The organism is Corynebacterium callunae DSM 20147 (assembly GCF_000344785.1).
Classification (GTDB): domain Bacteria; phylum Actinomycetota; class Actinomycetes; order Mycobacteriales; family Mycobacteriaceae; genus Corynebacterium; species Corynebacterium callunae.
In genome coordinates this window covers 2443070-2455163 of sequence record NC_020506.1, presented here as the reverse complement: position 1 = coordinate 2455163, position 12094 = coordinate 2443070, and the positions used below count along the sequence as shown (strand labels likewise).

Genomic DNA, 12094 nt, shown 5'->3' with positions numbered 1-12094 from the left:
AAATCAGTCCTCTTCAGTGGAAATAATTGCGGCCGCCAGTTTACGAAGGTGCTTAAGTTGTTTTGATGTGGATTCATCAAGGGCAACATCCTCAGCTTCGAGCACCACTTTGTGAAGCTCAGCTTGGGCATTTCGGCCTTTCTTCGTTGATGTAACAATCTGACGGCGGCGATCTTTAGGATCACGTTCGCGTTTTGCCCAGCCACGCTTCTCGAGGGAATCAACGAGTCTGACCATGTCAGATGCATCGATGGCCAAGAGCTCACAGAGAGCTGATTGGCTTGCTGCATCTGAATGTACGAGGCACGTCAAAGTCCAGTACTCCCGCATGGTGGTTTCATGGGAGGACAATTGGCTCTCCACATGATCGCGGGTTCGCCTTCTCAGGCGTTCGAGTTGGTAGCTGGGGGATTCGAGCAACTCAGTGGGGATGTCTGGGTGCGTAGCCATGCCTACCAGAGTAATTCCAAATATAGGATTTCGCGAATCATTGGGGGAACCAATTATTTTAAAACGACTGATAATGAGCTATTTATGCAGATGATGGCATTGATGAAAAGAAAAGAACCTCGAGGCACCAAAAGATGCTCGAGGTTCCTTCAGGGCTTTAAAGCTCCTACTTTTCAGTAGGCAGACCTGCTGCAATCCAGCCATCGGTGCCACCAAGAACGTTAATAACGTCAATGCCACGCTGCTCGAGGTATTCGCCAACCTTCTGGGAACGACCGCCAGCCTTGCAGATGAGGTAAATATCGCGATCCTGATCGATCTCATCAACGCGTCCGACGATCTCGCTCATTGGAATGCTGATAGCACCCTTAGCGCGAACCTCGGCGTATTCGTCAGCTTCGCGAACGTCAATCAGCTGAACGCCTTCTGGAACTTCATTAACAGTTACTTCCTGCATGTGCAGTACTCCTTAAAAATTGGATATTTATGTGTTCTCGAGGATAGTCATACCCGGGAGGGGATGTGGGGAAAGGGGGCTTTAGCGGGCGGAATGTGTGATGTGAAAATAATTTCACTCGAAAATCTTGCTAAATCCGGATACTTTCCCCTAAGGTCTAAATCAAGTAATACAAACAACATTCAAGTCAGGGTTGTTATTCCGATCACAGGAAGCAAAACCTGGCCTCTCTTTGCAGTTGATTTGCCTGACCTCTGGCACGCCAACCGCGTGGAGAGGTCAGGTTTTTTGCATTTCTAGAAGACCTGAAGGCGCCCCAATTCCTTTTAAAGAGAGGTGAAGCATGGCTACAAAAGTAGATTTCCAATCCCTTGCCACTGATGTTCTCAAGCTGGTGGGAGGCGAAAACAATATTTCTTCAGTCGTTCACTGTGCTACTCGGCTGAGGTTCGTGCTTAAGGATCGCTCGGGGGCGGACGAAGCGGCAATCAAGCGATTACCTGGTGTAATCACGGTGGTGGAATCCGGTGGGCAATTCCAGGTTGTAATCGGTAATAACGTCCCATTGGTCTATGCCGGACTGCCAGCATCGCTAACCGCAGATGCACAAGGCAAAAATGAGCAGAGCGGTTCAGGAAACTTCCTCGGCAAGGCTGTAGATATTGTCTCCTCCATTTTTGCTCCAGTGTTGGGAGCCATGGCAGGCGTCGGTATTCTTAAAGGCCTGTTGGCGGTAGCAGTTGTTGCCAATTGGATTGAAAACACTTCCACCACCTACCAAATCCTTTATGCCGCTGGCGACGCCTTCTTTATGTTCCTGCCAATCATCTTGGCAATTACGGCCGCGCGTAAATTCGGTGCCAGTGTTTTTACCGCAGTGACCTTGGCAGGTGCCTTGCTTTACACCCAATTGCAGGCAGTTTCCGTGCTTGTGGACGGTGAAGTACAGAAGATGACTTTGTTGGCCTTCCAACAGGCTGGGAATGACGTCACTTTCTTGGGTATTCCAGTGGTTTTGCAGTCCTATACCTCCACTGTTATCCCGATTATCATCGCGGTGTGGGTGCAATCTTTGCTGGAACGCCCGCTTAATAAATTCCTGCATGAGTCCATCCGCAACTTCATCACCCCGATGATTGTGCTGGTCATCATGGTGCCTCTGACTTTATTGACGTTGGGGCCCGCAGGTGTGTGGCTGGGCAATGCGCTCGCTTCCGTATTGCAGTCTGCTTATGACTTCTCCCCAATCGCATCTGGCATTTTGATTGCAATGTTGTGGCAGATCATGGTCATTTTCGGCGTGCACTGGGGTATCGTTCCCGTCTTTATTAACAATGTTTCCCTCAACGGATTTGATCCCCTTAAGGCAGCCTGTTTCCCAGCTGTGCTTTCTCAGGCAGGTGCAGCTTTTGGGCTCTTCCTGCGTCTGCGTGATCAGCAACAAAAAGCGCTTTCTGGTTCTGCCGCCCTGGCGGGAATCTTCGGTATCACTGAACCTGCGGTTTATGGTGTCACCCTGCCACGTAAGCGTCCTTTCGTAATTGCCGTAATTTCCGCTGGAGTTGGTGGTGCAATCATCGGAGCTACCTCCACCATGGTCTATGGAACTGGTGCCCCAGGTTTGCTCACTCTGCCAATTGGTATTGATCCAAGTGGAGCGAACAACACAATCGGATGGTTGGTTGCAGGCACAGCCGTTTCCTTCGTGCTGGCAGCTGTATTGACCTATTTCTTTGGAATGTCTGCAGAAGATATTGCCAAGGACAAGGCTACGGCTAAACCTGAGCCAGCTGTTGCTTCCGCAGAAGTTGCTGGGGCCGCTGTTTCGCAGGAATTGGATGAACTAGAACTCAACGCACCTGTAGCTGGAACTTTGATTCCCTTGGCGGAGGTCGCTGATCCGGTATTCTCCAGCGGAAAGATGGGCGATGGAATTGCCATCATGCCTACCTCCGGAAAGATTTATGCTCCTTGCGATGCAACCGTCAAGGTTGCAATGAAGTCAGGACACGCTTTTGGACTGCGAACTGACACCGGTGTCGATATCCTCATCCATATTGGTATCGATACCGTGGCGCTAAAAGGTGAAGGATTTACTCCTCATGTCACCCGTGGCCAAGAAGTGAAAGCCGGTGACTTGCTCGCGGAGGTTGATCTTGAATTGATGGCTGCGAAAGGCATTGACTCTACGACCATCATGTTGTTGACCAACTCGGCGAAATTCCGCATGGATTTCCTTGTTACCCCCAGAGAGGTTAATCCTCACACGCAGGTAATTCAGGTTAGACCAGCTCAATCCACCGCCACCGTTTAGCACCCACCTCGTACCCCGCAGCAACCTTGTGTGCTGCGGGGTAGGGTGCGTCGAAAAGCAGCTTTTAAGAAAGGCAATCATGCATATTTCTCAACTTCCTCCATTCCCTGAAAACTTCCTCTGGGGTGCGTCGACTTCGGCATATCAGACGGAGGGTGCGTGGAATGAAGATGGCAAAGGGCCGTCGGTGATCGATGCGCGGGAAAGTTATCCGGAGGGTACCTGTGATTACACCGTGGCCACTGATACCTATCACCACGTGGAAGAAGATGTGGCGCTTTTTGCGGAGCTAGGACTAAAAACTTATCGCTTCTCAATCGCGTGGACCCGCATTATTCCCGATGGAGACGGTGCAGAAAACCCGGCCGGCATTGCTTTTTATCACCGGCTGATTGATGAGCTCAACAAATATGGCATTGAGCCACTGGTTACCATGTATCACTTTGATTTACCGGCAGCGCTGGACCAAAAAGGTGGTTGGGGAAATCGTGCCACTGTTGATGCCTTCGAGCGTTTTGCCAAAATTTTGTTCCGGGAATATGGCTCGAAGGTAAAAAGATGGCTGACCATCAATGAGCAGAACATGATGATTTTGCATGGTGATGCATTGGGAACCACAAAACTGCGCGGGCTAGCTGCCAAAAAGGATCTCTACCAGCAAAACCACAATATGTTTGTGGCACAGGCTAAAGCCATGATTGCCTGCCATGAAATGCTTGACGATGCCCTCATCGGACCTGCTCCCAACATTGCGCCGGTTTATCCTGCCACTGAATCCCCGGAAGATGTGGTCACAGCCGATAACTGGTGGGCTATTCGCAACTGGCTTTATCTGGATCTTGCAGTGCGCGGTGAATATAACGGCATCGCTTGGGCTTATCTTAAGGAACGTGGCTGGGAGCCCACCATTGAAGACGGCGATATGGATCTAATGAAAGCAGCGCAGCCAGATTTTATTGCCTTCAACTACTACAACTCACAAACGGTGGCCGCCATTGCAGAGGACGAGGATATCAACGATGGCAGTGGCGACCAGCAAATTGCGTGGGGTGAAAAAGGCCTTTATAAAGCGGTGAAGAATTCCCACCTGGAAATGACAAGTTTTGGGTGGGGGATTGATCCGCATGGCTTTAGAACCGTTATGCGCCAAATCTGGTTCCGCTACCAACTTCCAATGATTCTCACTGAGAATGGTCTGGGCGAGTTCGACACCCTAACTGACGACGGCCGAGTGCATGATGATTACCGCATTGAATACCTCAGCAAGCATATTGAGCAAATTCAATATGCCCTAGCAGACGGTGTGCAGATGTTTGGTTATTGCCCGTGGTCTGCCATTGATCTGGTATCCACCCACCAAGGTGTAGCAAAACGTTATGGCTTTATCTACGTCGACCGCACCGATACTGATCTGAAGTCACTGGCACGTATTAAGAAGGACTCCTTCTTTTGGTATCAACAGGTTATTGCCAATAATGCGCTGCCTGAATCCGTATCTGTTGAAGCCGGCACTAAAGCATAATTAGAGCCGTGACAACAACAGCCTGGAAGATCGTGCAGGTCTTCAACAACAATGTGGTCCTCGCCGAAAGAGGTGCCGATCGCGCAGTGCTGCTCGGCCGAGGCATTGGCTTTGGTCGAGCAGCTGGCGCAGCCGTGCAAGAAAGTGCTGTGCAGGAGCATTTTCGCGCGGGAGGCTTACAACCACCAGAACACCTCGCACGATTAATCGCGGAGCTAAACCCAGAAATCATCGCACTGGCTCGCGAGCTGGCTGAAAATGCACAGTTTATGTGTGATGTGGAGATTCCCGATTCCACTGTTATTGCCATGGCTGACCATATTCGATTCTCCATTGATCGAGCAGCGCAGGGAATTAGAATGCCTAATCCGCTGCGCTGGGAGGTTAGCCAGTTTTATCCACGGGAGTATTCCTTTGGACTTAAAGCTCTAGGGCACATTAGAAAAGCTGCGGGGGTGTCCCTGCCTGAGGAAGAAGCTATCTCTTTGGCATTGCATATTGTTAATGCCCAATTTGCGCAAAACTCAGCACAGAACACCATGACGCGTACGGCGCAATTAACCAGTCTGCTTTCCCAGGTTTTTGATGTCATTGAAACCGCTTTGCCGAACCATGAGATTGATCGAGATTCCACCGCTGCCGCCCGTTTTGTGACTCACCTGCGGTATCTCCTGCAAAGAATGATTGGCAGGGGACGCGATCCACATCAGGTGGAGGATGCCATGTTGAGTCTGTCCACCAAGGTGGCTGATGAATATCCGGTGGCTTATAACATTGCGGGAAAAGTGATCATGATGCTGCAAATGGAATTAGATACCAATTGTTCTGATGATGAGGTGGTGTATCTCAGCCTCCATATCGCTCGCTTGATGCGGACTCCCAGGTAGGGTAGATGTGAAAGAACTCAACCAACCTGGAGTTTTAAATGAATATCACCTGGCTGATCCTCGCAGTAATCCTGGTCATCGGTGCAGTGATCTTTTTGTACCTGGCTGAGAAGAAAAAGAAGAGCGAACCTCAACAACCCCGGCAGCGCCAAGATCCTCTGAAATTTGCGGATGGCTCTGCGGATTTTAATGCCCGCATACTGGGACCCGGCGCGATCATCACCTATGGTGCGGTGGACTATGTCTGCCGCGGTGCGATCCAATTGCGTCAAGGCCAATATATTTGGCACGAATACCTGCTTGATGGTGGCAAGGGCAGCGAATATCTCAGCGTGGAATATGACGAAGGCCAGCTGAAACTGGGTTGGTGGATTTCCCGTCCCGACCTCGATGTCACACCCGAGCGCGAAGTTACTGTCGAAGGCGTGCGTTATCGCAAAACCGAATCTGGTATGGGCACTTTCACCTCCGAAGGCACCACCGGTCTCGCGGACTCTGGCGAGTATGAATACTGGGATATGGCCGAAGCTGGTGGAAATAGGCTCTTTAGCCTGGAACGCTATGGTGCGGACGGCCCGCTTGAAGCCTCTTTAGGCTGGAAAATTCTACCCGGTGAACTCAAGGTTTACCCAGCTCCCGAGGCCTAAATGCATACTTCAATCGACTGCCTGCCGGCCGACGTGCGCGCCGGGGATCTCGGGGTGAGCTGGAATGGCGAACTGCCAGAGGTTCTTGCTGAGACGCTTATCGACGCAGCCCCACACCCCAGTACTTGCCATTTAGCCGTGATTGGCGCATCCCACGTGGTCACCGTAGAAGCGCCCGCTGGGCGCTTTAGAGAAGAAATTTCTTGCCATGCTCCGCTCCAAGAAGATGCGCGTTTTCCACTTCCAGAAAGCATGAGCCGTGAAAACTACGTGCTTCAAACCAAAGTATCCGTGTTGGATTCAGAGGATTTTGAAGCAGCCGCAACCGAAATCGCCACAGCTGGTGATGATTGGTTGATTGTGAGTTTTCCAGGTGCTGGTCCCCATCACCTGACTGCTCTGAGTGCTGAATATTCCCATGGTGCCTGGCAGTGGTGGTCACACCATCTTTATCCTGCTGAGCGCACCATCGTGAGCACGAGGAGTATCTATCAGCCATGAGTGCAAAAACCTTAAGAACAATCGGTTTCATATTGCTGTTTTTTGCGGTGTTGTGCCTGATCGCAGCGGTGGTTGCACGTCCCGCCGTCGGCAGCCAAATCTCTGATCGTTGGGAAGGCATAAATGGTCAGTATTCCTGCGCCAATGAAACGGGCGTGGTGGATGAGATTGTGGCCATGTCCAAGCCAATGGATCAAGCAGTAGATCCCGCCACTGGTGACACTTACCTGCGTTATCGCAAAAACTTGGTCACAGTCAGCGGTGAAGGCACTCCCAATTGTCGCATCACCGTAGAAGGCTTAGATCGTATTAACAACGGCACCTTCATTTGGTTGGGTGGCGGATTTGGCCCTTCATCTCCTAGTAATTCCAGCGGCGGGTCCTCCGGGTCTAGCGGCGGAGTCAAATAGCCTAAAGGAACTACAACATGAGTGAATATCTTATCGATGGCGTGATTGGCACCCTGGCTTATTTTGTCCTCGCCGCCGCCATTTTGGTGCTTGGTTTTGTCATTCTCGACCTCATCACACCCGGCAAATTACATAAATTAGTTTTTGTTCATCACCTGCCCAATGCTGCAATTATCACCGCTGGCCAGCAAATTTCCATTGGCATCATTGTGGTCACCGCGGTTTTGACCTCCTCCGAAATTATTATCGAAGGCCTGGTGGAAACCGCCATATTCGGAGTGCTGGGGCTACTAATTCAAGTAGTTGTCATGGTGGTTCTTGAGGCGCTAATTCCTGGGCGTTTCCGTGATTTGGTGGAGGATCCCAAACTCCGTTCCGGAGCTGTAGTAGTTGCCGTCATTTTGGTTGTTGTCGGAGCCGTTAACGCTGCATGTCTGATCTAGGTCCCATTTGGCGCTGGTTGTTGCTGGTTTCCGTTGCTATTTGCGCAGCTTCCGGCCTGGTTTATGAGCTAGCCTTAGTCTCTCTCTCCACCAGTCTCAATGGCGGTGGCATTGTGGAGACTTCACTTATCGTTGCAGGTTATGTTGCAGCCCTTGGTTTGGGTGCACTGCTGGTTAAACCTTTTTTGGCATGGCCTGCTCAAACCTTTCTCGGCGTGGAAACCCTGCTGGGATTGGTGGGTGGCTGCTCTGCACTGGTGCTGTACTTTACCTTCGCCACCATTGGGCAGTCTTTGGGGATTTTGGTTTTCGCCACCGCCGCCATTGGCATCTTGGTGGGCGCGGAATTGCCATTGCTGATGACCATGATCCAACAAGGTCGCCTGGCAGACGCTCGAACCACCGGATCCTTGGTGGCTACATTAAATGCCGCCGATTACTTGGGAGCTTTGCTTGGTGGTTTGGCCTGGCCTTTTATTCTTTTGCCGTGGCTTGGAATGATGCGAGGTGCTGCAGCTGCCGGCATGATAAACCTCTTGGCAGCGCTTTTTGTGGGTTGTGTACTGCTGCGGCATTTGCTTCCCCGAGCTCATTTCATCACCGCGGTTGTGGCATTGCTACTGGCTATTGGCTTGTTATTAACAGTGCTGGTGCGTTCCGATGGAATCGTGGCAAGTGCGCGGGCGCAGCTTTATCGTGATCCTGTTATCTATTCCCATCAATCCGCTTATCAGGACATTGTGGTGACAGAGCGGGGAAAAGATCGCCGGCTTTATCTCAACGGTGGACTGCAATATTCCACTCGGGATGAACACCGCTATACAGAGTCCTTGGTATATCCTGCGCTTTCTGATGATGCTTCATCAGTCTTGATCATCGGCGGTGGAGATGGCTTGGCAGCGCGCGAATTGCTTAAATTTCCTGAGATGTCCATTACTCAGGTGGAGCTCGATCCCGAAGTAATCAATGTGGCCAATACGGTGTTACGCAGTGATAATGGCGGATCCATGGAGGATCCCCGGGTAAAAATTGTTATCGATGATGCCTTCACCTGGCTGCGCAGTGGTGGCAACAATGGTGAAACCTACGATGCCGTCATTATTGATCTCCCAGATCCCAATAATGACACGATGGCTAGGCTCTATTCCCAGGAGTTCTATGCCCTGGCTCGTGCTCGGCTCAATGACAATGGGCGCATGGTGGTGCAATCTTCCAGCGCTTATTCCACTCCGGATGTGTTTTGGCGGGTGGGCTCAACTCTCAAAGCAGCAGGCTGTGCCCAAACCATTCCCTATCATGTGCACGTGCCCACCTTTGGGGACTGGGGATTCCAATTGTGCGGCCCTAACACGATGAATTTGCAGCTGCGGTCAGATACCCCAGCACTGAAATACCTTAATAATGAGGTGTTCGCAGCCGCTGCTGTATTTGGGGAGGATAACCAGCCTAAGGATTTAGAACCTTCAACCTTGGATCATCCAAGAGTTGTGGAAGATTTGCACCGCGGTTATCGCCAATCAGGGGAGTAGCTGCAAAAATACCCCGAGTTCAGCCACTCCGCTCGGGAGGGTGAACTCGGGGTATGTGAAAAACTTAAGGCTTAAGCCTTGTAGCGGTCGATTGCCTCAGCGTGAATCTTCTCAGCCTCAGCCTTGTCGCCCCAACCGGAGCCATCAACGTGCTTGCCCTTTTCTAGGTCCTTGTAGTGGACGAAGAAGTGCTCGATCTCATCCTTGAGGAAGTCAGAAACATCGGAGATGTCCTGGATGTGGTCGTAGCGAGGATCGTCAAGAACTGCGAGCAGCTTGTCATCTCCACCGGCCTCATCGGTCATCTTGAAGACGCCGATGATGCGGGATTTAACAACAACTGCTGGGAATACGGACTCTGGCAGGATGACCAGGGCGTCCAATGGATCTCCATCTTCACCCAGGGTGTGCTCGATGTATCCGTAGTCCAGTGGGTACGCCATTGGGGTGAACAGGTAACGATCGAGGTATACCTTGCCGGTCTCGTGATCGATCTCGTACTTATTGCGTGAACCCTTAGGGATTTCGACGGTTACTTCGACTCTCATAGAAGTCCTCTTCTTCTTAGGTTTTTATACTTAATAGGTAATTCTAGCGTGTTGCGTAATTCCAGCTAGGTTGGCACGCGATATAAGCTTAAACACTTGAAGCCACACAGGAAGGAGAGCCCATGAAAAAGGCGTTGTGGGTGAGCTCATCGGTGGGCGCTCTTGTCGTGGTCAGCTCGGTCATTGGAGCGGGAATTTGGGTTAATAGCAGCGGTTTTGGGCTGAATCATCCGCCCGCTCAAACTGCGGAAATGCCAGCACCACTTTTTAGTTCTGCTATTGATCCAGCTGCCACGGAAGTTCCTGACTTTGATGCCCTAGCAGAACAACTTAATGCCAAAGCTACTGATTCCCGCCTAGGTACTTTTGTCGGAATTGCCCGCGATGTGGAATCTGGGGAAGTAGTGTGGCAGCACAATCCGGAGGTGGCGGTGCGTCCGGCCTCGGCAACCAAAATTCTTACGGCAGCCATGGCGCTCTATCAATTAGGAGCAAATGACACCATCACCACCGATGTGGTGGCTGGTGATGAAGCCGGAACTGTCGTTATTAAGGCTGCTGGCGATGTCACCATCAGCCAGGAACAATTGGATGATCTAGGCCAGCAATTAGCGGGGCAAAATATCTCCAAGGTATTGATCGATACCTCTATTTGGCCGGATGCTGCATTTGCTGAAACGTGGGATCCAGTCGATATTGATGCAGGTTATATCACCTCGGTGGAACCAGCCATGATTGAAGGTGGTCGTCTCGGCGGGGCAGAGGGAGACCTGCCACGCTCCCATACTCCTGCACTCGACGTCGCCCAAGCGGTGGCTGATCGCGTCGGTGCCACCGAAGTTGGAACAGGAACTACCTCTAATCAAGAAGTGTTGGCCAGCATCACTTCGGACACGCTGGTGGAGCGCTTAGCTCGCATGATGAAGGATTCTGACAATGTTATGGCAGAGGGCCTGGCTAAAGAAGTTGCGGCTAAACAAGGCAAAGCAACTGATTCGGCCAGCACCGCACAGATGACGTTGGAGATCTTGCAGCAGCATGGGTTTGATCTCACCGGGGTGTCCATCGTGGATAATTCGGGCCTGAGCTTCGATAACTTGATTACCCCGCAGCTTTTGGATGATATTCTCACCCGCGCTGCTACCGAGGCGGAGCTCAAGCCGCTGCTGATTTCTTTGCCAATCGCACATGGAACCGGCACCTTGGAGGATCGTTATGAAGGTCTTTCGGGAGCCGGCTGGGTGCGTGCCAAAACCGGTACCTTGACGGATACCTCAGCGTTGGCCGGCGTGGTGACCTCACAGTCGGGACGGGTGTTTACCTTTGCTTTTGTGTCTAATGAATCGGCAATTTTGCCTGCGCGAGAGGCCTTGGATGAGATGGCTTCTGTGCTGAGGGATTATTAAATGCCCGCTCGTATCGGCCAGCTGGAATTGCCGGATCAGAGTCCCAACTTTCTGATTTTGCGTCATAATATCCGCCCCTACCTGCAAGAACACATCTTTGTGGGACTTTCTGGTGGGGCGGATTCTTTAAGCCTGATAGCCGCCGCGCGAGCTGAGGGGGCAGCCGTCACCGCGATTTGTATTGACCATAATTTACAAGAAGGTTCGCGCGAGATTTCGGAAAAAGCCGCGGCGCAGGCTGAGTTAATGGGCGCAAAAGCCATTGTGCACAGCGTTGAGGTCACGCCGGGGCAGGGGATGGAGGCTGCGGCGCGGGAGGCTCGTTATGCAGCATTTGCGCATTTCAGCACCGAGATTTGGGTAGCGCACACGATGGATGATCAGGCTGAAACCTACCTTTTGGCCGGTTTGCGTGGCAATTCCACCGGCATGTTGGACGCTTCTCGACGCCCCAATCTCACCGTCATCCGCCCCCTCCTGGGAGCCCGGCGTGCCAACACCCAAGGCGCCTGCGCAGAGCTGGGGCTCACTCCTTGGCAGGATCCCCAAAACTCAGATAGCGCTTTTCGACGAGTCGCCATGCGCACTCAGGTATTGCCCCTTTTAGGCGAGGTCCACGGAGGCGATCCCATACCTGGTTTGGCACTGGCAGCGCGGCGCGCTGCCGAGGCTGCCGAAGTACTAGAGGGCGTCGTCGAAAAGCGCAGGGGAGAGTGGAAAAATGGTTTTCCGGTGACTTTGGCAGCCGAGCCTCGGGCCGTGCGGCATCGAATGTTGGCGGATTTTCTCCGTGGTTATGACATCAAGGTAAACTCGCGCAAACTTGAGGCAATTGACCACCTCCTTGTTGATTGGCATGGCCAAGGACCAGTGGCCGTGGGTAAAACGGCAACTGGGAGGTTGGAAGTGGTGCGTCAAAGTGGCAAGCTTAGGATCAACGATTAACACCAATTTATTGAAAATAAGGGGAATGTGGCTAT

13 protein-coding genes are annotated in these 12094 nt (G+C 51.8%); 10 read left to right on the top strand and 3 right to left on the bottom strand.

What is annotated here, in order from left to right; genetic code table 11:
- Positions 1–3 precede the first annotated feature (3 nt).
- Positions 4–450 (bottom strand): MarR family winged helix-turn-helix transcriptional regulator, encoded by a 447-nt coding sequence (locus H924_RS11515; protein ID WP_029703014.1) that lies wholly within the window; start codon positions 448–450, stop codon positions 4–6.
- Between the two features lie 166 nt (positions 451–616).
- Positions 617–907, bottom strand: coding sequence for a rhodanese-like domain-containing protein (locus H924_RS11510; RefSeq protein WP_015652128.1), 291 nt, complete (start codon positions 905–907; stop codon positions 617–619).
- Positions 908–1250: 343 nt separating this feature from the next.
- On the opposite strand from H924_RS11510, the gene H924_RS11505 reads away from it, so the two are divergent.
- From H924_RS11505 to H924_RS11470, 8 genes are all read left to right on the top strand, one after another.
- Complete coding sequence (locus tag H924_RS11505) at positions 1251–3221, top strand: beta-glucoside-specific PTS transporter subunit IIABC (RefSeq protein WP_015652127.1); 1971 nt, start codon at positions 1251–1253, stop codon at positions 3219–3221.
- A 79-nt stretch (positions 3222–3300) separates the two neighbouring features.
- Positions 3301–4743: a glycoside hydrolase family 1 protein gene (locus H924_RS11500; protein WP_015652126.1), complete on the top strand. Its 1443-nt coding sequence runs from the start codon at positions 3301–3303 to the stop codon at positions 4741–4743.
- A gap of 8 nt (positions 4744–4751) precedes the next feature.
- Entirely contained in the window at positions 4752–5630 is an 879-nt protein-coding gene (locus tag H924_RS11495) for a PRD domain-containing protein (protein WP_029703016.1), read from the top strand.
- A gap of 38 nt (positions 5631–5668) precedes the next feature.
- The gene (locus tag H924_RS11490; RefSeq protein ID WP_015652124.1) at positions 5669–6277 is read left to right on the top strand and encodes a DUF4178 domain-containing protein; all 609 of its coding nucleotides are present in this window, start codon (positions 5669–5671) and stop codon (positions 6275–6277) included.
- A complete protein-coding gene (locus H924_RS11485; RefSeq protein WP_015652123.1) occupies positions 6278–6778 on the top strand; it encodes a DUF2617 family protein in 501 nt (166 codons plus the stop codon). It begins immediately after the preceding gene.
- Positions 6775–7188 (top strand): DUF4247 domain-containing protein, encoded by a 414-nt coding sequence (locus tag H924_RS11480; protein ID WP_015652122.1) that lies wholly within the window; start codon positions 6775–6777, stop codon positions 7186–7188. The genes H924_RS11485 and H924_RS11480 overlap by 4 nt, the downstream gene beginning before the upstream one ends.
- Before the next feature lie 17 nt (positions 7189–7205).
- Positions 7206–7631, top strand: coding sequence for a DUF350 domain-containing protein (locus H924_RS11475; protein WP_015652121.1), 426 nt, complete (start codon positions 7206–7208; stop codon positions 7629–7631).
- Positions 7619–9160, top strand: coding sequence for a polyamine aminopropyltransferase (locus H924_RS11470; RefSeq protein WP_015652120.1), 1542 nt, complete (start codon positions 7619–7621; stop codon positions 9158–9160). Before H924_RS11475 ends, H924_RS11470 begins: the two co-directional genes overlap by 13 nt.
- Before the next feature lie 71 nt (positions 9161–9231).
- On the opposite strand, the gene H924_RS11465 is transcribed toward H924_RS11470, so the two are convergent.
- Positions 9232–9708 (bottom strand): inorganic diphosphatase, encoded by a 477-nt coding sequence (locus H924_RS11465; RefSeq protein ID WP_015652119.1) that lies wholly within the window; start codon positions 9706–9708, stop codon positions 9232–9234.
- Between the two features lie 122 nt (positions 9709–9830).
- Between H924_RS11465 and dacB the strand changes: the two genes are divergently transcribed.
- A complete protein-coding gene (gene dacB, locus H924_RS11460; protein WP_015652118.1) occupies positions 9831–11114 on the top strand; it encodes a D-alanyl-D-alanine carboxypeptidase/D-alanyl-D-alanine endopeptidase in 1284 nt (427 codons plus the stop codon).
- Positions 11115–12059, top strand: coding sequence for a tRNA lysidine(34) synthetase TilS (gene tilS, locus H924_RS11455; RefSeq protein ID WP_015652117.1), 945 nt, complete (start codon positions 11115–11117; stop codon positions 12057–12059).
- The last annotated feature ends 35 nt before the right edge of the window (positions 12060–12094 follow it).